The organism is Streptomyces europaeiscabiei (assembly GCF_001550375.1).
Lineage (GTDB): Bacteria > Actinomycetota > Actinomycetes > Streptomycetales > Streptomycetaceae > Streptomyces > Streptomyces europaeiscabiei.
This window is the reverse complement of sequence record NZ_LRTR01000162.1, coordinates 45867-69567: the sequence shown is the minus strand read 5'-3', so window position 1 is coordinate 69567 and position 23701 is coordinate 45867. Positions and strand designations below refer to the sequence as shown.

23 protein-coding genes, 1 tRNA gene and 1 pseudogene are annotated in these 23701 nt (G+C 65.9%); 17 read left to right on the top strand and 8 right to left on the bottom strand.

Going from position 1 to position 23701, the window contains the following annotated elements:
• Nucleotides 1–371 precede the first annotated feature (371 nt).
• Nucleotides 372–1085: a hypothetical protein gene (locus AWZ10_RS07485; protein ID WP_060890714.1), complete on the top strand. Its 714-nt coding sequence runs from the start codon at nt 372–374 to the stop codon at nt 1083–1085.
• 236 nt (nt 1086–1321) lie between these two features.
• Here AWZ10_RS07485 and AWZ10_RS07480 read toward each other — a convergent pair whose 3' ends face one another.
• Nucleotides 1322–2026 carry a hypothetical protein gene (locus AWZ10_RS07480; RefSeq protein WP_046707911.1) on the bottom strand — a complete coding sequence of 235 codons (705 nt, stop codon included), beginning with the start codon at nt 2024–2026 and terminating at the stop codon, nt 1322–1324.
• A gap of 763 nt (nt 2027–2789) precedes the next feature.
• Here AWZ10_RS07480 and AWZ10_RS07475 point away from each other — a divergent pair.
• A complete protein-coding gene (locus tag AWZ10_RS07475; RefSeq protein WP_060890721.1) occupies nt 2790–3131 on the top strand; it encodes a hypothetical protein in 342 nt (113 codons plus the stop codon).
• A gap of 198 nt (nt 3132–3329) precedes the next feature.
• On the opposite strand, the gene AWZ10_RS07470 is transcribed toward AWZ10_RS07475, so the two are convergent.
• The gene (locus tag AWZ10_RS07470; protein WP_052769713.1) at nt 3330–3707 is read right to left on the bottom strand and encodes a hypothetical protein; all 378 of its coding nucleotides are present in this window, start codon (nt 3705–3707) and stop codon (nt 3330–3332) included.
• 575 nt (nt 3708–4282) lie between these two features.
• Between AWZ10_RS07470 and AWZ10_RS07465 the strand changes: the two genes are divergently transcribed.
• From AWZ10_RS07465 to AWZ10_RS07440, 6 genes are all read left to right on the top strand, one after another.
• Nucleotides 4283–5413: a sensor histidine kinase gene (locus tag AWZ10_RS07465; RefSeq protein WP_060890713.1), complete on the top strand. Its 1131-nt coding sequence runs from the start codon at nt 4283–4285 to the stop codon at nt 5411–5413.
• Nucleotides 5414–5534: 121 nt separating this feature from the next.
• The gene (locus AWZ10_RS07460; RefSeq protein WP_046707909.1) at nt 5535–6437 is read left to right on the top strand and encodes an ABC transporter ATP-binding protein; all 903 of its coding nucleotides are present in this window, start codon (nt 5535–5537) and stop codon (nt 6435–6437) included.
• Complete coding sequence (locus AWZ10_RS47360; RefSeq protein ID WP_060890712.1) at nt 6430–6903, top strand: ABC transporter permease; 474 nt, start codon at nt 6430–6432, stop codon at nt 6901–6903. The genes AWZ10_RS07460 and AWZ10_RS47360 overlap by 8 nt, the downstream gene beginning before the upstream one ends.
• Before the next feature lie 5 nt (nt 6904–6908).
• Entirely contained in the window at nt 6909–7178 is a 270-nt protein-coding gene (locus AWZ10_RS47355) for a hypothetical protein (RefSeq protein ID WP_159058230.1), read from the top strand.
• A gap of 428 nt (nt 7179–7606) precedes the next feature.
• On the top strand, nt 7607–8281 hold the full coding sequence (locus AWZ10_RS07445; RefSeq protein WP_046710140.1) for a response regulator: 675 nt from the start codon (nt 7607–7609) through the stop codon (nt 8279–8281).
• A 1147-nt stretch (nt 8282–9428) separates the two neighbouring features.
• The gene (locus AWZ10_RS07440; RefSeq protein ID WP_046709671.1) at nt 9429–10013 is read left to right on the top strand and encodes a hypothetical protein; all 585 of its coding nucleotides are present in this window, start codon (nt 9429–9431) and stop codon (nt 10011–10013) included.
• Nucleotides 10014–10218: 205 nt separating this feature from the next.
• Here AWZ10_RS07440 and AWZ10_RS07435 read toward each other — a convergent pair whose 3' ends face one another.
• From AWZ10_RS07435 to AWZ10_RS07430, 3 genes are all read right to left on the bottom strand, one after another.
• Nucleotides 10219–10968: a hypothetical protein gene (locus tag AWZ10_RS07435; RefSeq protein ID WP_060890710.1), complete on the bottom strand. Its 750-nt coding sequence runs from the start codon at nt 10966–10968 to the stop codon at nt 10219–10221.
• A gap of 216 nt (nt 10969–11184) precedes the next feature.
• Nucleotides 11185–11243: transfer RNA gene (locus AWZ10_RS51405), tRNA-Ser, on the bottom strand.
• Between the two features lie 294 nt (nt 11244–11537).
• The gene (locus tag AWZ10_RS07430; protein ID WP_063809743.1) at nt 11538–12065 is read right to left on the bottom strand and encodes a hypothetical protein; all 528 of its coding nucleotides are present in this window, start codon (nt 12063–12065) and stop codon (nt 11538–11540) included.
• A gap of 41 nt (nt 12066–12106) precedes the next feature.
• On the opposite strand from AWZ10_RS07430, the gene AWZ10_RS07425 reads away from it, so the two are divergent.
• Complete coding sequence (locus AWZ10_RS07425) at nt 12107–12739, top strand: hypothetical protein (RefSeq protein WP_159058229.1); 633 nt, start codon at nt 12107–12109, stop codon at nt 12737–12739.
• Between the two features lie 167 nt (nt 12740–12906).
• Here AWZ10_RS07425 and AWZ10_RS07420 read toward each other — a convergent pair whose 3' ends face one another.
• Both AWZ10_RS07420 and AWZ10_RS07415 read right to left on the bottom strand, forming a co-directional pair.
• The gene (locus AWZ10_RS07420) at nt 12907–13710 is read right to left on the bottom strand and encodes a class I SAM-dependent methyltransferase (RefSeq protein WP_208618460.1); all 804 of its coding nucleotides are present in this window, start codon (nt 13708–13710) and stop codon (nt 12907–12909) included.
• 426 nt (nt 13711–14136) lie between these two features.
• On the bottom strand, nt 14137–14901 hold the full coding sequence (locus AWZ10_RS07415) for an IS5 family transposase (protein WP_060890707.1): 765 nt from the start codon (nt 14899–14901) through the stop codon (nt 14137–14139).
• 415 nt (nt 14902–15316) lie between these two features.
• On the opposite strand from AWZ10_RS07415, the gene AWZ10_RS07410 reads away from it, so the two are divergent.
• Nucleotides 15317–15715: a hypothetical protein gene (locus tag AWZ10_RS07410; protein WP_341846081.1), complete on the top strand. Its 399-nt coding sequence runs from the start codon at nt 15317–15319 to the stop codon at nt 15713–15715.
• 406 nt (nt 15716–16121) lie between these two features.
• Nucleotides 16122–16520 (top strand): annotated as a pseudogene (locus AWZ10_RS07405) (MFS transporter); the annotation flags it as partial.
• Nucleotides 16521–16567: 47 nt separating this feature from the next.
• On the opposite strand, the gene AWZ10_RS07400 reads toward AWZ10_RS07405, so the two are convergent.
• A complete protein-coding gene (locus tag AWZ10_RS07400) occupies nt 16568–16870 on the bottom strand; it encodes a hypothetical protein (protein ID WP_159058228.1) in 303 nt (100 codons plus the stop codon).
• 380 nt (nt 16871–17250) lie between these two features.
• On the opposite strand from AWZ10_RS07400, the gene AWZ10_RS47340 reads away from it, so the two are divergent.
• The 6 genes from AWZ10_RS47340 (at nt 17251) to AWZ10_RS07370 (ending at nt 23697) form a co-directional block, all read left to right on the top strand.
• Nucleotides 17251–19227 carry an NACHT domain-containing protein gene (locus AWZ10_RS47340; protein ID WP_159058227.1) on the top strand — a complete coding sequence of 659 codons (1977 nt, stop codon included), beginning with the start codon at nt 17251–17253 and terminating at the stop codon, nt 19225–19227.
• 728 nt (nt 19228–19955) lie between these two features.
• The gene (locus AWZ10_RS07390; RefSeq protein WP_107417394.1) at nt 19956–20810 is read left to right on the top strand and encodes a helix-turn-helix domain-containing protein; all 855 of its coding nucleotides are present in this window, start codon (nt 19956–19958) and stop codon (nt 20808–20810) included.
• A 99-nt stretch (nt 20811–20909) separates the two neighbouring features.
• On the top strand, nt 20910–21305 hold the full coding sequence (locus AWZ10_RS07385) for an ATP-binding protein (protein WP_060890702.1): 396 nt from the start codon (nt 20910–20912) through the stop codon (nt 21303–21305).
• Between the two features lie 175 nt (nt 21306–21480).
• A complete protein-coding gene (locus tag AWZ10_RS07380) occupies nt 21481–22332 on the top strand; it encodes a sigma factor-like helix-turn-helix DNA-binding protein (protein ID WP_060890701.1) in 852 nt (283 codons plus the stop codon).
• A complete protein-coding gene (locus tag AWZ10_RS07375) occupies nt 22329–23150 on the top strand; it encodes a protein phosphatase 2C domain-containing protein (RefSeq protein ID WP_060890700.1) in 822 nt (273 codons plus the stop codon). The genes AWZ10_RS07380 and AWZ10_RS07375 overlap by 4 nt, the downstream gene beginning before the upstream one ends.
• A 199-nt stretch (nt 23151–23349) precedes the next feature.
• Nucleotides 23350–23697 carry an SCO3933 family regulatory protein gene (locus tag AWZ10_RS07370; RefSeq protein WP_013000714.1) on the top strand — a complete coding sequence of 116 codons (348 nt, stop codon included), beginning with the start codon at nt 23350–23352 and terminating at the stop codon, nt 23695–23697.
• Nucleotides 23698–23701 lie beyond the last annotated feature (4 nt).

Genomic DNA, 23701 nt, shown 5'->3' with positions numbered 1-23701 from the left:
TGCCCACCAGTACGGCGGCGCTCTGGTGCCCGTAGCCCCGCGTCGTGACGAAGCCACCGGGGAGCCGCGCGGCCGGCGCCGGCCGTGCGGCAAGACCCAGGGCGACGTAACGGCACTGGGCGCTTGCCTGAGGCGTACCCCATGACTCGTCCATAGTGGCCACGCCCTTCGTTGCCGGGTCCGTAGTCGCTCGGGAGGTGTGCCGAGTTGAGCGTGCGCCGTCGAAGTCTGAGTGGCTGAGCCCACGGTCGGTCAGCCGAGGTAATTCGATCCCCCAGGGGGCTGGCCGACGGGCTTTCGGGCGAAATCCCTCTTGCGGGCAGCGGAAAACCGTTCGACGGGCCGAGCCGCAGTCGTCATGATCTCCACTCGTGACGACTCCGAGGCAGTTCCTGGTCCGGGCCGCCGCCCGCAACAACGCCGAGTGGTGCGCGGCGATGAGCCGATCGCACGGCTTGGCGGGCGGGTTCGGGGCACATGCCTGGGCCGCTCCGTCTCGCACTCCGCTGTATTACCCCGACGCGGTGACGCTGGTGCCGGGCGCCGACCGGGCCACGCTGGTGTCCCGGATCGACACCGTCGCACCTGGCGCCTCCATCAAGGACAGCTTCGCCGACCTCGACCTGACAGAGGCCGGCTTCCAGGTGCTGTTCGAGGCGCAGTGGATCCACCGCCCGGCAAGTGCGGCGGCCCTGGCACTGGATCTTTCCTGGGACGTGGCTGGTGATCCGGACGCTCTGCGGGCCTGGGCGCTCGCGTGGGACGGCGGGGAGGGCGGCGCGGACCTCTTCCGGCCCGAACTGCTCGACGACCCGGCTACCTTCGTGCTCGCTGGACAGTCCGCCGACGGCCGAGTGGTCGCCGGAGCGGTGGCCAGCCGCAGTGACCAGGTGGTCGGAATCTCCAATGTCTTCGCACTTGACGGCGGCCCCGACGCGGCCTGGCCGGTCGTACTGGACGCCGTGACCAAGCTGTTCCCCACCCTGCCAGTGGTCGGCTACGAGCAGGGCGAGGACTTGGCGGCGGCCGTCCGCCATGGCTTCGAGCCGATCGGTCCCCTGCGGATCTGGCTGCACGGCCGGTAGCCGGGCCGGCTCAGGGCCGTCCGGGCCTCGTCTCTTGACCTGACCCGGAAACAGCCACCCTCGGTGAGAATTCTCGACGCAGCCGTCTCACCGGCCTGACACAGTTCAGCCCAGGCCAGCCCAGCCCAGGCCAGCCCAGCTCACGACGACGGATCAGCGTCGTCGTGATCGACGAGACCGCAAGAGCTAATGAGATGGGCATCCCGAAACGAACTGTCATGGGGGACCGGCAGAAGTCACCGCAGATCGTTTCCCGCGAGGAATCGATGGGCTGCCCGCAGACCTGCCTCGTCCCTGGCCCACAGCCCCCACTTGACCAGCCTCTCCTGCTGAAACAGCTCCGCGAACGTCCACCACAGGTGTACTCGAAACCCGTCGGACTCCCACCACCACTCCGTGTTCCCGGACCCTTCCCGGATCAAGGACAGCCGTGAAGCCGCCTCCCTGACCCCCGCGGTGGACTGCCCTACCTTCGGCTCCACCACGGGGATCCAGCTCTCGCACTCCCAGTACAGTGCGTCCGCCTCGATCAGGGCGTCGGCGTCCGCGAACACGGCCACGTCTATGCCGAAGCGGTACACCACCGCGCCGTCGCTCCGCAGCTTCACGGAGTACGGGTGCGCCACCTCGTGGTCGATGAACTCCGCAAGCGGCCCGTGGTCCACGCTCTCCTGGTAGTACGGCCACGGCTCGAAACGAATCTCCTCCTGGAACGACCAGGCGGAGGTGCGGTAGACCAGCCCGCCGTAGCGGTCTTGGGCCTGCCGGAGACCGGCGAGCGTCATCGTGGTGTCCACGTCGGGAAACGGCGCGAGCCGGGCGATGACCTCGGTGTCGTCAGGGTTGTCCTGCGTAGGGAACGGAACGGTGCGTGCCCGCGCAGCGAGGAAGCGCCGCCCCCTGTCCGTCAGCCGTCCCGGTGTGTCGAGGATGTACTGCATCAGGCCATGATCTCCCCGTTCTTGAGGTCATCCTTTTAGCGCCACCACTCCATTGTGGGGCACGCGGCTCCACGGCCGACATGCCGTCATGAACCCTCGGCAGGCCGCGGTCTCGTACGTGGGCGGCTACCGGCGGGCCCGCGGGCGTCGCCTCATCGCGCTCTTCGCCTGCATGTGGTGAAGATGCTCCGCGCGCACATCGAAGAGTTCGGCACAGGCAAGGACGGCCGGCTCTTCGGCAACGAGCGCGGGTGAACGGTCGCCGCGACGACGTACTGGCGTGTCTGGGGCGAGGCACGCCACATGCCACTCACGCCGGAGCAGGTGGCCTCGCCGCCGGCCGCTCGGCCGTACGACCTGCGTACGCCGCGCTGTCGTCCTGGCTCAGCGCCGGCGAGGACCCCACCGAGGTTGCGGAGCGCGAGGGCAACAGCGTCGAAGCGCTCCCGAGCCGGTACGCCAAGTGCCTCGACGGCCGACAGGACGTCGCCAATCGCCGCATCGCCCAACTCCTCGGAGACAACGGCGACCAGGAGGCCGGGCACGGCGACGGGGCAAGAGCCCGGGCAGGGAAATCGGCACCGCAATCGTTGCGCCGGACAGCAGCCTTGTTCGACACCTGGATGATCCAAACGACGGGCCCCAAGAGCTGTCCCGTAACCGCTGCTTGAGCCCTGTGGTGGAGGGACCTGTAGCCCCTGAGCTGTGGGTCTCAACCGATATCCTCGCGACTCGGACCTCGCAACTGTGGCAGCCTGCCGCCATGCCAGCGGAGCTGCGAGAACATGCAGGTCGTCACTACGCCATCCAGATCCACTACGCCTTGCCCGACGATGCCTGGGCAGTGGAGCTGAGCGAGGCTGTGCCCGCACCGGCCGCTTGCGCCGAGAACCCCGCCGCGGAGAGGCACCTGCCTGGAGCCGCGTTCTTGGTGGCATTTGTCCCGGATGAGGATCCGAATCTGGAACCGACCGTCCACATCCACAGCCATGACGAGCACGTCATCCCCTACGAGATCATGCGCTGGTTCATGGAACAGGCGGCCGAGCAGGTTGAACGCTGCCGCATCGCGTTCGAGCAGGGAGAGTCTGAAGCAGTGGAATGATCACGCGGTGACCGGTGTGATCACGGCGTCGGAGCCTTCCTGGATAACCCCGTTCACCGCCGGGCATCACGTGATCAAAGCGGGCGCAACCGCGAGAGCGGCGCAGCCCTGTCCGTCGCCCGGCTGGCGCGATCAGATGCGCCCCTGCCGCCCCAGCCGCTCCAGCCGCCCGAGCCGCTCCAGTGGTTCCAAGCAGATTCAGCAGGTGGAGCTGCTGGAGATCTTGATTCCGTTGACGACGTAGGCGTTGGCGAACAGAGTTTGGGCATTCGGCGAAAGGCAGATCGAGCCCCCACTCTGGAGCCGCAGATACACCACGTCGTCATTCCGGGTGTTCATGACCCCGTAGTGCGGCCGGGGCGTGACCGCTTGATAGGCACTGGTGACGTCCTTGTACTTCGAGATCGGCGTGCCCGTGATCAAGGCGTTGTTGTCCAAGTAGAAGCAGACGTAGGGGTATGGGCAGCCCAGGGTGGGGGACTCCGCGTGGGCTGCGGATGCACCGGTCAGGGACATGGCCGCGACGGCCACGCTCACCCCCGCGAAGCTTGCGACCTTCCGGATGACGGACTTCATCAAACCTCCAAAAATTCGGCAGATTGTTCGAGTCCGCCCGCGAGTAGTGACGGACATGACAAGGTGGGAGCATAGTCGGGACGATCATGTGCTGATGTCGCGAACTCCTCACGCTCCAAGGGGCCTTGAGGATGGTCAGGCCAGGCTCGGCCGGCTCGGCTCTGCTACTTCTCGCGGACGCTCCTCGATCTCCTCAGGGGTGTGAGCGGTGAATGACATCCGCGGGATCGCCGGGTCGGACGGGCCCGCGAGGAACGGGCGCCGGGGACGTACGCGACGTCATGGCCACGGCCCGGGCGGGAAGATCCCAGCAAACGCGAAGACGTTTCGATCCGCGGCTCACGGCCCGCAACACTTCTTCGAACCCGCCGGTGGCAGGAAGCCACCGTGAGCCGGGGTTGTACATGACTGCTCGTCAGGCCGGCCCCGGCTGCCCGGCTTCCCGGAAGCCACGTTCATCGTGCCCCACCCGGTCGGGTGGTCGGGGCGGACCTGCACCGGACCCGGGCCGCCGCAGAAGGCAATCGCACGAACACGTTGGACGCACCGCGAACCGAACGAATACGTTCAAGGGCATGGGTGATGTCCGTCGTCGGCGCTTGATCATGCTCGATGCGCTGGCCGCACTCGGATTCGTACTGCTCCCGCAGGTGTCGCCGCTTCGACCGGCCATGAGCGCCGAGGTGATCGGCGGCACCGTATGGCTGCTGTCGCTGAGCACCGCGCTGCCGCTGGCCGCCCGGCGGCTGTGGCCCGTGCCGGTCTTCGCGTTCGTCCTGACCGCCGCCTGCGTGTCGTCGGCCGTCGGTGTCGGACCGACCCCGTTCTTCGCCGCCGCCTACGCCCTCTACACGGTGGCCACGACCAGGCGGCGACAACCAAGGCTGTCCGCAGTTCTCGTCGCCGGGCTGTGCGCGGTGGGCGCGGCCCTGCTCACGGTGACGGGAGGCCAGAGCTACCAGGGTGGGACCCCGGCCGTGCAGGTCGTGTTCGGACTGCTCGTCCTCGGCGCCACCTGGGCGGCGGGATCGGCGGTCGGAGAGCGGCGGGAGAGCATACGGCGCGCCATCGAGCAGGCGGCCGAGCAGGCGAAGGTCGAGGAACGCCTGCGCATCGCCCGCGACATCCACGACGTCGTCACGCACAGCGTGGGCCTGATCGCAGTCCGGGCCGGGATCGCCAACCATGTGGTCGCCAGCCACCCGAAGGAGGCGCGGGAAGCCCTGACGATGATCGAGGACGTGGCCCGTGGTGCGCTGCGCGACATGCGGGCCACCCTCAAGGTGCTGCGCCGGGACCAGGAGGGCGCTCAGGACCTCAGGCCGGTTCTCGGGCTGTCGGACCTTCCCTCCCTGGTCCAGCCGGCGGAGGCGGCGGGCGTGCGGGTGGACCTGCGGACCCGCGGCACGGAGGAACCTCCGGACGGTGTCGCGCTGTCCGCCTTCAGGATCGTCCAGGAGGCGCTGACCAACGTGATCAAACATGCCGCGCCGACCCGCTGCCGGGTGCACCTCACCGCGGAGCGGGGCACGTTGACGATCGACGTGGCCGACGAGGGCCCCGGGCCCGGGAAACGGCCGAGCGTGCCCGGCGGCCAGATGGGCCTCGTCGGGATGAATGAGCGGGTCGCCGCGCACGGCGGCACCCTCAGCGCCGGACCGAGGCCGGGCGGCGGTTTCCGGGTCCTGGCGACGCTGCCGTACTGAGCCGGACTCATTCGTACCGGGCGGACTCATCCGCAGGTATGGCTTCGGCCCCGCGAAAGCCGTCCGGCAGTCCCGACCCGGGACCGATGCAGCCGGCGGGACGCCCGACGAGACTCACCATGTGATCGACGTCCAGAACCTGACCAAGCGGTACGAGCAGAAGACCGTCGTGGACGACCTCACCTTCACGGTGCGGTCCGGGGCCGTCACGGGATTCCTCGGCCCCAACGGAGCCGGGAAGTCCACGACGATGCGGATGATGCTCGGCCTCACCCGCCCGGACACCGGATCCGCACGCATCGACGGGCGCGCGTATCACGAACTGCGGTACCCGGTCCGGCACGTCGGTGCCCTGCTGGAGACATCGGCTCCGCACCGCAGCCTGACCGCCGCCGACCACCTGCGGTGGCTCGCGCAGAGCAACCGCATCGCCCGGCAACGGGTCGGAGAGGTTCTGGAGATGGTCGGCCTGACGGACGCTGCCCGGCGGCGGATCGGCACGTTCTCCCTGGGGATGGGCCAGCGCCTCGGCCTGGCCGCGGCGCTACTCGCAGACCCGCCCGTCCTGGTGCTCGACGAGCCGGTCAACGGCCTTGACGCAGAAGGGATCCGGTGGCTGCGCGAACTGCTGCGCTCGATGGCCGCCGAAGGCCGGACCGTCCTCGTCTCCAGCCACCTGATGACCGAGATGTCCATGGTCGCTGACCATCTGATCGTCATCAGCCGCGGGCAGCTCCTCGCCGAGACCAGCATGCCGGACTTCATCCAACGCCACGGACGTACGTACGTACGCGTGCGGACACCGGAACCCCTGCGGCTCAACAGGCAACTGGAACAGAAGGGAGCCTCGCTGAGGCTCGCCCCGGACGGCAGCCTGGAAGTCGGCGGTATGTCGGCGGCCGAGATCAACCGGTTGGCTGCGGCCGACGGGCTCTCGCTCGAAGAGCTGAGCACCCACACGGGATCCCTTGAGGACACCTTCCTCGAACTCATCGGCAAGGAAGGAAGGAACACCCATGGCTGAGACGGTCGCGGCCATCCGGGCCGAGGTCACCAAGCTGCGAGGCGTCCGCGGCACGCTCGTCGCACTGTTGCTGTTCGTTCCCGTCAGCGTCCTCATCGCCGCCCTGGGCGGCTGGTCCGCGAAGGGCGCGATCGAATCCGACAGCCCTGGGCTCCGCTCCGACTTCACCCCTGAGCAGGCAGGCCTGGACGGCATCCTCTACGGCCAACTCGCCCTGATCGTGTTCGGAGTGCTCATCGTCACCAGCGAGTACACGTCAGGCATGATGCGGGTCTCGCTGCTCGCCGTGCCCCGGCGAGGCCGACTCTACGCGGCGAAGATGGCCGTCACCGCCGCCGCCGCGGCCATCGCGATCCCCGTCACCGTCGTCAGCTACCTGGTCACTCAGCTCGCCCTGGGACCCCACGGCGCCGCGATCGACGCGAGCGGTGTCCCCCGCGCCCTGGCCGGCGCGGTGTCTACCTGATGCTGATGAGCCTGTTCGCGGCAGGTGTGGCCACCATGGCCCGCAGCGCCATCCTGCCCCTGGCCATTCTGCTCCCGATGGTGCTCGCCGGGTCCCAGATCCTGTCCGTCATCGGAGCGACGAAGGAGGTGGCGCGGTACTTCCCCGACCAGGCCGGCATGCGGATGCTCACCATCGACTCGCACGACGCGTACACCGGATTCGCGGTACTGCTCGTGTGGACCGTGGCGGCGCTGGCCGTCGGCTACCTCCGGCACAGTCGCTGGGACGCGTGACGGACCCTCCCTGAGACATGCGCCCATGCCAGTGGGACAGGCCTCCCCGTGGTTTCCCAGACAGATCACGGGCCGAACAGGTCGGCCCAAACGATATGGCCACTGGGATGAACCAAGTCCGCGGCCTGTGAGCCCCCGCCCTTCAGGACGCCGGCGACTTCGACCAGTTCATCAAGTGCCTAGGCGTCGGTAGCTGCGAGGAGTTCGCCCGGCTCGCGGAGCCGTACGGCGCCACCGTCACGGTCGGGGACAGGGGACAGGGGGCGGGGGGCGGGTGAGTTGGTGATCGGCGGGTCGTGACATCCGCGGCACGCCTCACCCTGGCCGCTCTTGCCTCAACAGCTCCTGGGAGCAAGGCAGTTGAGAAAACGGAACTGCTAAAGTCACGGATCCGGTGGCCCCGATGAGCAGCGTGCGAGGAATGCGGAATGGCTGAGGCGGTCCGGGTGCTGATCGCGGACGATCAGGCGCTGTTGCGCGGGAGCTTCCGTGTCCTCATCGATTCGACACCCGGTATGGAAGTGATAGGCGAGGTGGGGAACGGCGCCAGGGCAGTGGAACTCGCCCGGGAACTCAAACCGGACGTCGTCCTGATGGATCTGCGGATGCCCGTCATGGACGGCATCGCGGCCACGCGGGAGATCTGCTCCGACGAGACGATGGCCGATGTACGGGTACTGGCCCTCACGATGTTCGACATGGACGAGTACGTCTACCCGGCCCTCCAGGCGGGCGCGAGCGGATTCATGCTGAAGGACGCCTCACCGTCCGACCTGGTCGCCGGCATTCGCGTCATCGCCACCGGCGAGGGTGTACTGGCACCCACCGTCACGCGCCGTCTCATTGCGAACTTCTCCCGCAGCGACGAAACGACTCGGTCGGCCCCGCGGCTCGTCGGGCTCACCAAGCGGGAACAGGAGGTGCTCGTGCTGATCGCGAACGGATTGTCGAACGCCGAGATGTCCCAGCAACTGGTGATCAGCCTGCCAACCGTGAAGACCCATGTGAGCAGCCTCCTGTCCAAGCTGCATGCCCGCGACCGCGCCCAACTGGTCATCATCGCTTATGAAAGCGGCCTTGCCGAGCGCGGGATGCCGACCTGAGGGTGCGTAGGGGATCTCCGAGGCGACGCTCCGCAAAGGCGTGTTCGAGCTGAACGCGGTGAAGCGCCGCCGGGGGCGCCGTGCGTCGCCTGTACGGACGGGCCGCGATGGCCGACCAGCGCATCCAGGCATTGAGCGTCTCCCCGTCCACAGGTCCTGCGGGCATCTTCGAGGTGGCCCGGTTGATCGGGGCGAGGAGGTCGACTTCGTTACTGACCCGGTTGACGATCAGGTGGGCTTGAACGCGTAGCCGCCTGCGAGGGCGTAGCCGAAGTCGCCCGGCGAGCGCGTCGAGCCCGATGCGGATCAGTCGGCGGTGCAGCTCGTCCACTACGCCGCGGCCGCCGCAGGTGCCAGCTCGGAAAAGCGGGTCCGCCGGGCCGCACGGGCCGGAGCGGGCAGAAACAGGTCCGTCCAGCGCCGACGCAACAGACCGGCGTTCAGGTGTGCCCGCAGGGCAGCGGGTCAGCGGGTCAGCGTGTCAGCGGCGGACTGGGCCTCACGGATGACCCGCGCGTACATCAAGAGCAGGTCGAACTCGTCGGCGAGGCCGTAGCCCTAGCTCGGGCCAGTCGATGTGCCGGAATCGGGCCACAGCGCCGGAGCCCGGCCCGACCAACTCGTGGCCCGACTCCGGAAGCGCGCAGATCCTTGCTGCGGCCTACCTGCTCAAGTGCCCAGCATGCCGTGAGCCGTTGCGTCGTGGTACCGACGTTCGCATCTGACACGGCGACGGGCTGCCCACGGCATGCCAGGCACTGGCCACCAAAGCCAAATGCCCCGCTTCTCCGTATGCCGGATGGTGCTCCCTTGCGACTCTCCGCCCCACAAACAGCCCACGCAAGGAGATCTTGCGGGATCGGACATTTGAGATCGCATCCGTGTGGCGCCGCGAAGCCGCCGTGACCGTCCGCAGTCGTTGCCGTCAGGACTGCCGTCAGGACTGCCGTCACTGCGAGCGATAGGGCCATGGGACCGTCCGCTGCTTGCAGCACGCTAGCGGCACGTGCGGTGAACCCTGTTCAGGTGGTGTGCGCTCCCTTTGTGCGCTGGTTGCCACCTTGTGTGACTCGCCTGGGCGCAGCACGGTTCAGATGGATGCTGCTCGGTGCTGCGCTGCAAGACCACCAGGGGAGGGCGGTACGTCGTGGGTTCAGCCAGTCAATGGGCACGTGAGACCTTCGGGGACATAGCCGGTGAACTGGCGGACGTCATCCCGGCTTGCCTTCTCAGGGCTCATGATCGGGCCCGCACCGGACACGAGGGCGTCCACACTCAGACGCTCGAAGCCTACGGACATGGCCTCTACGCGGTGCAATACGAGGAACTAGCCTCCGGCATCTCCGGGCTCGGGGAAGCTGTGCGCCTGCAAGGACGCACGATGATGCTCGTCCGCGGCCACCTGATCTACCCCCTCCGCTATGCGAAGAAGGACGTGCCCGTCACGGCTGCACGTCTCCGTCGGGCCACGGGCTTTCGAGCCGAACTGATCCGACGCCACGGCCCTCCTCCCAGGCAGCAGGCATTCGACCTGGACTGGGGAGAACTCGATGACTCCGAGGTACATCCAGACCTGGAGCTGCTTCCCGAAGACGTGCAGCTCGTCCTCGTCGCCTATGCCTGCTCCATGGCGAAGGGCGTCATGCGCATTGAGTGGGGTTCCGCGGAGTTGCGCCGCGAGGACCGGTACTTGATCTGGCACCGTCACGAGCCGCTGCCAACCAGAGATTGAGGAGCCGTAGGCAGGCGGATACAGGTCGCCGAGCGCGCCGGCAACAGCGTTGAGGTCCTACTGACCCGCTACGCGCAGTGCCTCGACGGGCGGCAGGACGTCGCCAACCGGCGTATCGAGGACCTGCTTCGCGAATACGAGTGACGCGATCTTCCCGGGCTCTCTCAATCGGTTCGACCTGTGGCGCTTGGCGACCACAGTGTCATCAGCCGCAACGGGCGACGATGGTTTCCTCGACGCTGAAGACGGCATCGCACTCGGCGCACTGCGCGTTACCGAAGACGTAGGTCAATTTGCTTGCGATGTCCGGCTGACCGTCGGCGAGTGCGCGGGAGTAGAGCCTTTGGGCCAGCCCCTCCAAAGCTGTGGGCGCCTGAGGTAGCAGCGGCACCTGCCTCGCGGTGGGGGAAGGCTCCATGTACATGCTGTCGGTGGTCGAGAAGAAGCCGTACTTGCCGAAGGCTATGAAGTTCTCCGCACTGCACGAGGGGCAGGGCACCTCGTACTCTTCGTCGTTCAGCCCGTCGAGCTGCTCGCCCCAGACTTCGACGCCCTGGAAACTCAGCAGTGTGCTCAGCAAGTCGACGTAGCTCATGGGGGCGTCGGCCAGTCCCGGGTCCTGGAGGGCTTCCTCGGTGAGTTGCGCCAGGTCGGATATCTGGGAGGCGTAGGTCACTTGGGGATCCTCATCGCCGTACCGCTGATCTGTGCCGGCCACAATGGAGCCGGCCAGGTAGAGGGGCGCCCTCCGGTCCACCGCTGACCACTGACGAGCCATTTCCGTGAGAGCGGGCAAGGCCGCGTAGCTCGCCGAGTAGACGGTGCCCTGATGGCACAGCCGGGACCAGAGTTCGTCCCAGCCGGGGTCCTGCGCGTCCGGACCCACTGCGTCAAGCAGCTCGGGAACGTCTTCTGCCGTGCCGTAGGCGTGGTGGAGCCGAGACCAGTCCGTCATGCCGATGATCTAAGCAGTCGAGCGCGGCGCGATGCCGGGAAGGTCGCGTTCGCAGGTCGTCTCTGGAATCCGACAGTGACCTGCAGCGATGTGCCAAGATCCCGTCCACGGACCCCGACATACGGTCGCTTCGGGCGGCATCTGGCTGCACATACGCGAAGACCCCGGCCTCAGCGTTTCCGCTGGTGACGGGGTCTTTGGGCACCTCATACAAGGTGCCCCCGGCAGGATTCGAACCTGCGCACACGGCTCCGGAGGCCGCTTGACACCCGGGCAACGTAGCAGGTCATCGCTTTGCACGTGGCAGATCGGGCAAGGTGAGTCCACGGATAGGCCACAGTCGGCTGAGGCTTTAGGAGCGAGGCCGGGACGTCTTGCCCGTGCGCTGCGACTTCTCTGGCCGAGATGACGGGGACGGTTGCGCCCGCGGCGACTCGTTGTTACCGGGCCCAGCCCGGGAGGCTCTACGAGCACTCCATGCCTGAACTGCATCTGCGAGAGAGCGGCCCATTGCGATCGGCGCGGGGTAGTCGGACAGCCCCAAGGGTGAGTGCTTCATGCCGCGCACGTCAGAGGCTCTTGGCCCCCGCCTCATAGTCCTTTGCCTGAGTGGGTGTCAGCAGGTTCGACACACGGATGAGGATGCCGCCGACGACATAGTGGTACTCGGTCGCGCTAGGCATGGACTTGGCGATCGTCTCGATGTACTTCGCCCGAGCCTTCGCCTCGTCCTCGTTCTTGAAGACTTCGACGCTGCCGCCGCGCTCAATTGCGTCCTTGTCCAGACCCTCGACGTCCGCAGAGGAGACACGGCCGTCGGAGAATGCGGCCTTGCTGGTGTAGCCACCCGGCCGCCCGAGCAGGTGGTTCGGGTCGTTGGCCTCGGTATAGACCTGGACGAGCTTCAACTCCGGGATGGACTTCCCCAGCGCTGCCACGGCCTGCTGTGCGGTCACTGCGTCTGGCTTCTCGGCCGCGGCTGGGTCCACGGAGCTCGTGCTCTTCGGAGATGTGCTCGACGAGGTGTCGGTGGAGCTACAGCCGACCAACAGCACTCCGGCGAACGCGAGTCCGGCTGCGGTGGTGCGAATATGCATGATCCCCCCAAAAGCCTGCAGGTGAGGGCACATTACATGCCGTGCCGTCCTTCACGCAGGCGGGTGTGGCGACTGGCGGCGCGCGTAGCGGCACCCATCACCCGGCTCTGCCTCGTCTAGTGACGTCCCGTGCACCAAGTTCTGTGGCTCCCAGCCCCAGCTACGAGAGTCCGTCATTGTCGCCCCATGGTGGACTAGCTTCGGGCAAGCTGGTCTCTTTCCGTATTTTCTACATCGGAGTCGCCATGCCTCGCCATGCCATCGACGAGAAGCTCAAGAAAGACCACGGCATCACGGCCGTGACCATGAAGTGGATCAAGAGCGAGTTCGATTCGACGTGGGAACGTCTGAGTGAGTCGCGATGTCGCGAGCTGCAAGTGTGGCTGCAGTCGCAAGACATCGAGTACCTGTGCCCCGGCGACCACGACGGCCATGATCGGAAGGCCTGCCCACTGCCCTCCGTCGAGACAGCCGAAATTTTGCTGTATCAGAAGAAGTCGGCCATCGGTGTGATCATCCGACTGGCAACCTTCGAGACTCCGCTCAAGAATCAACCGCACCAGGCTGCCGGCATACTCACCCTCATGGCGGCCGTTCTGGACAGTCAATTCAAGGGTTCACTGCAGAACGGCCTCCCCGTACTAGGCGATGACATCGCTGAGCAACTGACATGACCTCTCAGGGCTGGTGGCAGTCATGGAGCTGTTTCCAACCTCAGCTTGAGCAGGTCAGATGCAGGGTGAGGACCGCACCCGCAGCAACCGCTTCAAGCGCTGAACACTTCGCGAAGCGCTGCAGGCGGTCGCGAGCTGGCAGGTTGGCAACGACGACGAAAGGCGGATCAGCGCGCCGGCTCAGACGTGCCTCGCGCCTGGTCGCGGCTGGCGACCACCAGGTATCCATCGCTCTCGGGGTCGAAGGTGGTGGACTGCACCGTGAGCCCGACGCTCCGCAACTGCGCCACGAGGTCCTCGTACCGGTAGGGCCAGATGGACAACCGCTCCGAGCAGGCTCGCACTGCCCCATCCGGCTCGATCTGGGCGACCACGATCTCGAGGAAGTGTTCCTGCTCCCAGCGCTGCTCGATCTGCCAGTAGTAGCTGACGACCGCATCGCGGTCGTTGCGGCGGATGAGTCGATCGCGGACGTCTACCCGTGAGCCGGCGGAGCGCACGAGCTCCCAGTTGCGTGAGTGGAGCACAAGGCGTCCGCCCGGATTCAGCAGCCGCGACATCGCTTCCAGTGCGGTCAGGCGCCCGGCTGCGCCCTCGGCGTGCCCGAGCGAGTTGCCGACGCAGAACACCAGATCGAACGTGGAGTCCTCCAGGTGGTCGGGCAGCTCATCCCAGCTCGCGCGGAGGGCTCGAAGCGAGACACCCTGCTCGTCGGCGGCCTTCTCGGTCCGGCGAACCATCCCATTGCTGGCGTCTGCGGCGACCACGTCAAGGCCAAGACTCGCGAGACCGACGGCGAGCTGGCCGGTTCCACACGCGCAGTCGAGGACGCGCGCGTTGGGCGGCAGAGAGCCCACGACATCGCTGTAGTAAACCGCGGCTGCCTTGGCGGGGGTCAACCTGTCGTCCCCGATCAGCCACTCGTATACGTCGGAAAGCGCCCCATAACCAGCCACCGCGATAACCTCCATCACTCGACGCCACGCGGGCTAGACCACGCCTGCGATTCGGACCTTGCGCCTCGCACTGTGCCGGGCCGTGTCAGCGAAGCATTGAGCAGGACTCAACCACTTCCGGCCGTTGAGACTCCACCGGATTTCGTGGGAAACCGCGGCACGCCGCACCGACGCAGGTCCCCACTCCACCAGCGCCCCATCGGCCACGATGGGGACAGTGGTCGGCAAGCGCGCGTTCACTGCGGAGCGCTTTAGGCACAGCCATCCAAACTGATTGCCGAAACGCCGCGTCCGGATGAAGGACGGCCAGCGACCGCCTCTACTGCCAAGTATCCCGACGAAGTCCACCGGTTTTTCCTACTTGGGCGTCATTTCAGTTGGTGAGCCTGCGGTGGCATATAAGGGTTGCGGCGATGGCGAGGAAGTGAACTGTCTCCAACCTCAGTTTGAGCAGGTGAGGTGCAGGGTGAGGACGGCCTGAACGAGCTTGGTGATGCGGGTGGTGCTGCAACGGAGCTTGCGCAGGAGGCGCCAGGTCTTGAGGGTGGCCATGGCCGGCTCGACGAGTGCGCGGATCCTGGCGTGCGAGCGGTTGACGGTTTGCTTTCCTGCGGACAGCGTCTCCCATCGGCCCCAGTAGGGCAGCCGTATCGTGCCGCCGGCACCCCGGTAGCCCTTGTCAGCGAAGCAGGCGACGCCGGCTTCGGTCAGGGCGTCGATGATGCCGTGGGTCCGCGCGGCCTTGATGTCGTGGACCGCGCCGGGCAGCGCGGGTGAGGCCCACAGCAGCCGCCCCGCGGGATCGGTGATGACCTGCACGTTCATGCCGTGTTTCTTGTGTTTTCCGGAGTAGTAGGGGCGGTCGGCGGCGATCCGGTCGATCGGCAGCAGCGTGCCGTCCAGCATGACGTATGCCTTGGCGGAGGCGGTTTTGATCGCTTCGGCGAGAGTCGGGGCGAGGGCGGCCAGGACATCGATGGCCTCGGCGATGTACCGGTAGGCGGTGGTGGTGCCGACGCCGAACCCGGCGGCGAGCTGGGCGTAGGTATGACCGCAGCGCAGGTGCGCCAGGACGAGCAGGGCCTGGCGGCCCGCGCTCACGCGGCGCCAGCGAGTTCCACGTTCCTGACGGCGGGCCCGCAGGCGAGCGGACAGGTAGCGCAAGGACGAGGTGGACACATCGACGCCGGACGGGTAGACAAGCACGCGGAAGCTCCTGTTGGACAGGCGATCTTGGTCGTGAACCCGTCTACCAGGAGCTTCTTCACGTCCGGACACCGCCCCACCAGCGCACCTACCCACCCACCGAGCCAGGTTGGAAAAGGCTCATGCTGTAGCGCGTACGTGTAGATGGCGGGCAGTCCACGACACGGTCCAGGAGCTCAGATAGTCCTCGGCTGGCTGAGCACCGCTTTAGGAGTTCGATCCAATTCCGCTCTAGCTGTGGCCGTCGACTGGTCCGACGGCCGGACAGAGACGCTGGTGTACGCCACCGTCCGGCGTCGTTGATGTCGGCCGTGGATGTCAGAAGCCTTCTGATCCGTAGCTCTACAGAGATCGGTCGCTGACGGACATACAGGTCGCACGTCGGCCCCAGGGAGACGCTTCGGGGTGGGGCCGGTTGCTGTGGGCGCTGTATCCGGTTGCTGTACAGCAGGATCCGGGTGGGGGTGACGGCATGGAGCGGGAACTACTCGAGCGGCTGCTGGTTAGCGACGACGAGGCGTCCGTGGTCGCTCTGGCCGCACTCCGCGGCGGCGGTTCTCACATCGTCTGGGACGAGCCTACGTCTGCTGAGCCGCTCGCCCATGTCTATGCACGTCGGCTGCGGCATACACGCCGCCGGGGCATCGAGACCACGAACCTGGCCCGCACTGTTGAACTGCTCGGCCGGCATCAGCTTCCGGTTCGTCTGGGGCAGATCAGGGCTGCGGATGGCTCCTGGACATTCATGCTGTTCCTCACCGAGGACGGCAGCAGGCTGATCGCGTGCGCCGGCGTGCGGAGGACCCCCGTGTGAACCTCAGCCAACGACAGTCAGCCACGACGGCGGGTGCGCCAACCGACCACGCTGCTGCACCCCCACCGGGCTCAGCCACGCTGTCACTGCCGTCGACCAGTGCAAGGCACGATGGCCGGTCCGTGCCCACGACGCCTGAGCCCTCAGCTTGGGAAGCTAAGAGTGGTGCGGCTTGTTCTAGGTCTGACCTGCAGCGGAGGCCGTGCGTGGCCGGTTCGTTTTCCAGCTCCGCGGCCAGCCACGCCCGCCACCGGGCGGCCAGGGAACCCCTGGAGGTGTACGTCGTCAAGGCGGACGCCGACTCCTTGGGCCAAGCAGCAAGGCAGCACCTGCTGCACAGGGACGGCCGAGTCCGACACCGGCACGAAGGAACCGGTCGCTGCGGGCAACTGCTGCTAATCCGCCGATGACCGACCTCGACACCAGCGAGGTGACCGGGGCGAGGGACCGGTCACGGCCTCGCCCCGCGTTGCCCGCCCTGTGCGCCACCCAGATCACCGGCTGGGGAATCGTCTACAACGCCTTCCCCGTCCTCAACCCGCAGATCACCGCCGTCACCGGCTGGTCCACGACCGCCACGACCGCTGCCTTCTCTGGTGCGCTGCTGATCTCCGCCCTCGCAGGCATGCCCGTCGGCCGCATCCTCGACAAACGCGGCCCCTGCGCCGTGATGACCACCAGCTCAGTGCTCGGCGTCGCGGCCGTGCTGGCCATTGCGTACGCACCCAACCTGGCTGTGTTCACCGCCGCTTGGCTACTGGCGGGGCTGTCCATGGCGGCCACGCAGGCTGCACCGGGCCAAGCAGATGCCGATCCGGGCGATCGCTTGGACACCTGGAGGTCTCGAAGTCCTTACTCATCTTGAGTCTGAGTGAGGTCTCCCTTGATCTTGGCCCGTTCTACCGTCTGGTCACCGGCACCCTTCATCTTCTGCTTCAGTGACCGGCCTTCAACGTCTTTGAACACCTGACGCCGCTGCCGCGACTCTTCGTTCTGTGTGAGCCACATCTGCAACGCAGCCCCCAGAACGATCAGAACGACCACGCTGGCCAGCCAAGCCCATGACCAGTCCTGCGTCCACTTGCCTACGGCCACGTTGATCGCCGCCGAGACGACGACCGTGGCTCCGGCAGCCAGGACACGTTTGCCTGTCATTCCCATCCCCGCACCCCCAGCGCGCACTTACCATTGCGACTCAGTCTGCACTACGGGGGCCGGCCATGTGGCGCAAAGTCCGACAAAATATCACCAGGACGCACGTAGATGGTGACCTCCTACAGATCCAAGTCCTCAACGGCGGACCTGTCAGCCCCATAGAAGACGCCGCAGCCAGGCTCCGAAATGCGCATAAAGCAAGCCTTGCGCGGGAGATCGGACGGCTTCGGCTGGACCATCCGGAGCCGATCCGGGTGCGGTGGTCGCGCTCAGGGCGTCCCGTTCACACCAAACCGCAGGTCTTGGGCTCCGGCGGTGCTCTACAACACGGTGACGTGCGGGACGTACCCGACTACTTTCGCAGTCTGCTAAGGCGGCAGGTGGTGGTCATCGGCAGGCCAGGGGCCGGGAAAAGTACGCTCGCGCTTCTCCTTACCTGGGAATTACTGAACTCATGGGAACCGGGCGAACCAGTGCCCATTCTTCTGTCACTTTCCTCGTGGCGCTCGAGCGATAGCCTGTCAGATTGGGTCGTCCGTAATCTCAAGAACTTCAGATATAGTCTGCATAAGAACCGGATTCTCGGTGAAGGCGTCGAGCGGAAACTTTTTGACGAGGGACAGGTCATGCCCGTCCTGGACGGACTCGACGAAGTCCCGGAAGCTGTCAGGGGGCAAGTAGTTAACGCGATCGAAGACGCGATCGTGTCGGATAAAGGGCTCCTGATGACGTGCCGTTCAGATGAGTACGAAGCTCTGGCTCGTGAGGGCCAACGCCTCAGCAGAGCGGCAGTCGTAGAGCTTGATCCCGTATCGACCGAGTCAGCTGAACGATTCCTTCAGCAAACGCTTGAGGAATCTGACAATCGATGGGACACCGTATTCCAGTCACTGCAGGAAAACCCGTATTCGCCTTTGGCGCAGGTCCTCTCTTCGCCTCTCATGCTCTACCTGGCGCGCATCGCTTATCAATCTCGGTCAACGAACCCGGACGAACTCCTCGAACTGCCGAGGTTCGGAAAGTCCGAGGACATTGAGGACCACCTTCTCGAGAGCTACCTGGATACGGTTTACAGGGAGTCACGCAGTCGATATCGTTCCGCTCGGGCACGGCGCTATCTTGAGGTGATTGCGCGGCAGATGCAATCGGATAGGACTCATGAATTTGCATGGTGGCAGATTGATTCATGGGTCACCAGTATCTTCGTCGGCCTAGCCTATGGTGTCAGTTGCGGCTGGCTGGGCTACATGATGCTCGGACAGATCGGAATATTTTTCGGAGCATTTATGGGGTCGCTTTCCTCGGTATTGGCACATCTAATTTTCCATGATCCCTTGCGGAACATCTATGTCGCGGAGGGCTTCGCCCGTCGTCCGGAAACCCTCAAGGTGCGGTCCGTTGGTCTTGCGTTGCTGACAGCAAGTGTCAGCTTTTTCGTTATGATGGGGCTGGTCGGTGGATGGCTATGGCTTGCTTTCGATGTTGATGGGCGACGCGCGACTCTCATTGCGGCCATTTCTGGCGGCATTGTAGGTGTCGCCACGCTGGTCGGGTCAGCATGGGCTTCATATCGCATCTCCCACCTATGGTTTCTACTCCGAGGCCAGCTCCCTTTGAGGTTCACTCGATTCATTCGGTATTCTCACGATCTCGGCGTGTTACGTCGCAGCGGAGTTGCCTATCAGTTCCGTCACGAACGATTGCATGTAAAGCTGTCCGGACACCAGTGGGAGGCGAATCGGTCTGTCTATAGGAAGACCAATCATGCAGGGTTTAAAAAGATCGCCCTGCATCTTACCCCGTTCATCGCTCAAGCGGCGGTCCTCTCTTTTACTCTGCTCTACATAACCGTCGTTGCATATGGATCGAACGCTTCGGACTACTTGAAAGTCGAGGCCGGGGCAAAAGCCGAGCTTGAGTCATTCTCTTTCTGTCCGCAGCCGCAGGCCTGTCCGCCCAATAACCCAAATTTGACCTGGAATCTTCCTCCAGGTGCCGATCTGAAGTCCGACCTCACTCCCTCCTCGAATGAGGACGGAGTGGTATACACGAAGATTGGCGGCATAATCAACGTATTTAACTGCAGAGGGGCCGTGGTGGAAGTCTCCATAACTCGACGAGGTAGGATTATGGATCACTTCACGGTGAAGGGCTCGCAGAAGAGTGTCGACCTGGGTGAGAGAACCATCATATCCTCACCCATTCGGCTTGTGGGGGGGATATCCATAGCTCTGCGCAGGTTGGACAACGTTTCATGTGCCGCCCAATTTCAATGGGGGAATGAATTCATCGTCAAGGACTCCCTGGAGCTGCTCAAAACGCAATTCTTGCAGAGGTCTTCACGCCTCGGCCTGTGACCTGCGTTGATTCCCACCGCGTCGCGGGAATAGGCGCGCTCGGACCACGTCCTACCGCGCCAACCGGCGCGGGCAGATCATCGTCATCACAGATCCACTCGGGCACACCACGACCCAGCAATTGGACCGGTACGACCACCTCGTGTCCCACACCGACCTGCTCGGGCGTACCACTCGCTGGAACCGAGACGAGCACGGCAACCCGACCTCCTACGGCCGGCACCTTCTTCGCGGCCCGTCCCAGCCTCAGCCGCCGAAAGCCCGCCACGACGGCGCGCCAGCCGACTGAGCAGGTGCGCGTGTGCCTCGCTGCACCCCCACCGGCCTCAGCCACGTTGCCAGAGCCGTCGACCAGAGCAAGCCCCGACGGCTGACCCGTGAAGGGGGCTCATGACGTGCCACGTGAGCGCTCCTGAGCCTGCTGCACCAGCCGCGTCGTACCTCTCCTCCCTCCCTGGTAGCACACGCCGATTGCTCTGAGCGCGGCACGGGCGCCGGCCGGGCTGGAGCGGGGCGGAGACAGGAGCGCAGGCCCGGCCGGCGCCCGGGCCGCGCGCGGTGAGCGGAGCGAGCCGCCTTGAACCAGTAGAGAAAGTTTGAATCATGCTGGTGCTGGCCTGTGTGTCCGGTCCCGGGAGATGCTTGACACTTCGATCCCATCTGATGGTTGACGGTGGCCATGATCGACTGTTCTGTTCCGTGCTGCCCTGTGGTGTAGAACCCTGAGCATGGGGAGTGAACGGCGGGACCGGATGCGGGCACTTGGCGCGCGTCTTCGTGTACTTCGGGCAGAGGCCGGGCTGACGGGTGCTGTGCTGGCGCAGCGTGCCGGGGTGGGGCAGCCGACCGTGTCCAAGGTCGAGACGGGGCGCATGGTTCCGAGCGTTGATGTGCTCGACCGGCTCACGCGTGCCCTCGACCTCGACGAGCCGACCATTCGCGGGGTGGTTGAGCTGCTGGACGCCGTGATGGCTGCTACTGATGCTGACCCGCCCACAGACGAGGTAACTCCGGTCGCCGGTACATCCGTTGACGACGAGATCCGATCCGCGCGGCTGGTGCGTTCGTTCCAGTGCGTTGTGCTGCCCGCTCTGCTTCAGACTGCGGAGTACGCCCGGCACGTCTTCGTGAGTGCGCCGAACTCGACGCCTGATGCCGTGGGTCGGGCCGTGGCTGCTCGCATCGAGCGGCAGAGTGTGTTGTACGAGCCGGGGCGGGAGTCGGTGTTCGTGCTGACGGAAGCCGTGTTGCGCACCTGGCCGGGGTCTCCGGCGCTCATGCTGGCCCAGCTCGACCGGCTGCTGGCTGTCGAGAGCCTGAGCACGGTACGGCTCGGGGTCATCCCCTGGCGCCGGCCGGTGCCGGTACTGCCTCGCCACGGGTTCACCCTGTGCGACCAGCGGGCCGTCGTCGTCGAGACCTTCGACCGTGAGCGTGTGTCGGCTGACTCCGCCGAACTGGCCGCCTTCGCGGAGACGTTCGTTCGCTTCGAGGGAGCGGCGATCTTCGGCGACGAGGTGCGGGAACTGCTGTTGCGGGTGATGGCGGACTTCCGCAACTTGGGAGACCTCCTCACTCGATAGAGGAATAATTCCTCAAGATGCCTGGCTCATCGACTAGTCGTGGGAATACTCTGCCGTTGCGCTGTCTAGCCCCCTAGACGTAAAGTGAGGGATCTCCCAATGCGAACCAAGTGGTGCCGTGCCTTTCCCGGCTTGGCCGAGGAGGTGGGCCATGCTCGACACTTCGTTGCTGCTCTGCTGGAAGAGCGAGGACCGGTCGACGAAGCGGTCTTGGTCGTCAGTGAGCTGGCGACCAACGCTGTGCGGCACTCGTTGAGCGGCGCGGCTGGCGGCTGGTTCGTCGTGATCGTCGGCCTCGGCGGCGACAGCGACCTCGTGCGCATCGAGGTAGTCGACCTGGGTGGCGAACGCGAACCGCGATTGTGTGACGTGACGGACCAAGCGGAGGGTGGTCGCGGCCTGGCGCTGATCGCCGCGTGCGCCAAGGACTGGGGCGTGAAGACCTGGCCTGACGGGCGGACCGTGTGGGCGGACCTGGTGCGGGAGAGCGCGTGACCGAGTCTGCCTTGACGGTCGTCTCTGGTCGCCTTGTGGGCGGTGGCGGGTGAGCCCTCGGGGTGTGCCCGGTAGGCGGTCAAGCTTCTACGTGATTGGCGTAAGTACGGGACGCCGTCTCCCGCCCATTCCGTCTAGGGCCCTAGACTCCTGGTTAGTGCTAGGAGGTGAGGTCATGTCGGACGAGTTGCAGCGGATCATGGCGATTGATGATCCGTACCGGCTGTTGCGCGAGGTCACGACCAGGTTGGCCGATGCACAGCAAGAGGTGACCGAACTGGCTCGCCTCCGTCGACGGGTGGTTCAGGACCTGCACGCGCAAGGGCTGTCGTATGCGCAGATCGCTGAGAAGGCGGGCCTGAGCCGCGGGCGCATTCACCAGATCCGGCACACCGGCCCGGCGCCGGAAGGGGCCTTCCTCGGCCGGGGCTCCGTCGTCGTCGCCACTCCCCTGCGGCGTGATGACGAGCGCGGGCGGACGGTCGTGGCCATGGACGACGTCAGCTCCGGCAAGCGGCTGGAAGACCTCGCGCGGACGTACGGTCTCGACGTCACCTCGGAGCATGTGTCGGTCGGCGGTGAGATCGACCTCAACCGAGACGGCCTCGTCGTCGTCTGCGGACCACGCATGTCCCAGGAGATGTGGGACACCTACGCGCAAGATCCCGTTCTGAGCTGGGAGCGTGCGGAAGACGGGCCCTGGACGGTGGTGGACCGACGTAGCGGCACCGTGTACCGGTCGGGTCAGGACGGCGACCCGTCTCGGCCGTACGACGTCGGATACCTCGGTCGGCTGCCGCGCCCGGACGGTAACGGGTCGCTCCTCGCCATCGCCGGTATCCATACGCAAGGTTCCCTCGGCGTCGTGCAGCTGCTCGCCAACGACCTCAACACCCTGTGGGGCCAGATCGGTGACCGCCGGTTCTCCACCCTGGTCGGCGTCGAGTACGACCCGGAGACCAGCGAACCGCAGTCCGCCGAACTGCTCTGCCCGCTCTACCGGCACGACGAAGAGGCGACGGGGTGAGGTTCACCCTCGCCACGCTGCCCGCTGAACCCGACCGCGAGAACGAGGACTTCGCCGCTGCCGCTCCCGGCGCGGCTGTTGTCCTCGACGGCGCCGGCGTGGGTGGGGTCGAGACGGGCTGTACGCATGGCGTCGCCTGGTTCTCCGGAACTTTGGGCAGCCTGCTCCTGCGCAGCATCACCGCACATGCCGCTCAGCCGCTCGTTGACTGCCTGGCCGACTCGATCGGCCTCGTCCGGTCCCTGCACGAGGACAGTTGCGACCTCGCGTACCGGGCCAGCCCGACCAGTACGGTCGTTGCGGCGCGGATCGGCGGGGGAGTGCTGGAATACCTGGTCCTAGGTGACTCCTCCCTGCTGCTGGCCGACCAGGACGGCCGTACGACCGTGGTCACCGACAGGCGCCTGGATGAGGTCGGCAAGCGGCTGCGCGGGCCCGTCGACCAACTGCCCACCGGCTCACCGGAACACACCGCCGCCCTCGCCGGGTACCGGGATGCCCTGACCGGGCTCCGTAACCGGCCGGGCGGCTTCTGGATCGCCGGCCCCGATCCGCGGGCGGCCGAACACTCTCTGACGGGGGCGGTACCGCTGGAGGCGCTGGCGTCCGTGACGCTGCTGAGTGACGGCGCGACGCGACTCGTCGACCGGTTCGAACTCACCGACTGGCAAGAGGCGTTGTCCGTCCTCGACTCGTCGGGGCCGGATGAGTTGATCCGCCGTGTACGTGAAGCTGAGGCCGGCGACCCTGAGGGTCGACGTTGGCCGCGCGGGAAGGCTCGCGACGACGCGACCGCCCTTCACTGGGCGCTGGGCTGACGTAATCCGCTCACGCGAGTGGTGAGGTCGCGACTTCTCGTATACCCCCCTAGACAGTTCATGGGTTGGCGGTTACCTTAGCTGTACACCCCCCTAGACAGTTGGGAGGTGACTCCCCTTCATGCTGTCTAGGGGGGTATCCAGTTCAGATCGCGACGCTCAGCGTGAGCGGCGCACACAACCAAGTGAGGTTCAGGCAATGCGTGTTATCCCCGTAGACACCTCGGCCGCGACGCTGCTCGTCACCAAGCTGCCGGAGGTCAAGGTGAGGGACCGGCAGACCGGTGAGGTTGCCGTCGACCCGGTGACCAACCAGCGGCTCATGACGGTGGAGCTGGTGTTCATCGCGTCCGGCGGTTCGGACATGATCAAAGTGACCGTTCCCGAGCAGGGCATCGGTGACGGCCTGATCATGGGCGCCCCGGTCATTCTGTCGGGCCTGATCGCCCGGCCCTGGGAGAGTGAGTTCGGCGGGCGTGCTCGGCACGGCATCGCCTACCGGGCCGACGCCGTCATGGTCAACGCTCCGGCTCCGGTTCAGGGCTGATCGC

What these genes read in the sequence shown, in the direction of transcription:
- AWZ10_RS07480 (WP_046707911.1), bottom strand. Translation starts at nt 2,026, where the DNA reads ATGCAGTACATCCTCGACACACCGGGACGGCTGACGGACAGGGGGCGG.
- AWZ10_RS07475 (WP_060890721.1), top strand. Translation starts at nt 2,790, where the DNA reads ATGCCAGCGGAGCTGCGAGAACATGCAGGTCGTCACTACGCCATCCAG.
- AWZ10_RS07470 (WP_052769713.1), bottom strand. Translation starts at nt 3,707, where the DNA reads ATGAAGTCCGTCATCCGGAAGGTCGCAAGCTTCGCGGGGGTGAGCGTG.
- AWZ10_RS07465 (WP_060890713.1), top strand. Translation starts at nt 4,283, where the DNA reads ATGGGTGATGTCCGTCGTCGGCGCTTGATCATGCTCGATGCGCTGGCC.
- AWZ10_RS47360 (WP_060890712.1), top strand. Translation starts at nt 6,430, where the DNA reads ATGGCTGAGACGGTCGCGGCCATCCGGGCCGAGGTCACCAAGCTGCGA.
- AWZ10_RS47355 (WP_159058230.1), top strand. Translation starts at nt 6,909, where the DNA reads ATGAGCCTGTTCGCGGCAGGTGTGGCCACCATGGCCCGCAGCGCCATC.
- AWZ10_RS07445 (WP_046710140.1), top strand. Translation starts at nt 7,607, where the DNA reads ATGGCTGAGGCGGTCCGGGTGCTGATCGCGGACGATCAGGCGCTGTTG.
- AWZ10_RS07435 (WP_060890710.1), bottom strand. Translation starts at nt 10,968, where the DNA reads ATGACGGACTGGTCTCGGCTCCACCACGCCTACGGCACGGCAGAAGAC.
- AWZ10_RS07430 (WP_063809743.1), bottom strand. Translation starts at nt 12,065, where the DNA reads ATGCATATTCGCACCACCGCAGCCGGACTCGCGTTCGCCGGAGTGCTG.
- AWZ10_RS07420 (WP_208618460.1), bottom strand. Translation starts at nt 13,710, where the DNA reads ATGGAGGTTATCGCGGTGGCTGGTTATGGGGCGCTTTCCGACGTATAC.
- AWZ10_RS07400 (WP_159058228.1), bottom strand. Translation starts at nt 16,870, where the DNA reads ATGACAGGCAAACGTGTCCTGGCTGCCGGAGCCACGGTCGTCGTCTCG.
- AWZ10_RS07390 (WP_107417394.1), top strand. Translation starts at nt 19,956, where the DNA reads ATGGGGAGTGAACGGCGGGACCGGATGCGGGCACTTGGCGCGCGTCTT.
- AWZ10_RS07385 (WP_060890702.1), top strand. Translation starts at nt 20,910, where the DNA reads ATGCGAACCAAGTGGTGCCGTGCCTTTCCCGGCTTGGCCGAGGAGGTG.
- AWZ10_RS07380 (WP_060890701.1), top strand. Translation starts at nt 21,481, where the DNA reads ATGTCGGACGAGTTGCAGCGGATCATGGCGATTGATGATCCGTACCGG.
- AWZ10_RS07370 (WP_013000714.1), top strand. Translation starts at nt 23,350, where the DNA reads ATGCGTGTTATCCCCGTAGACACCTCGGCCGCGACGCTGCTCGTCACC.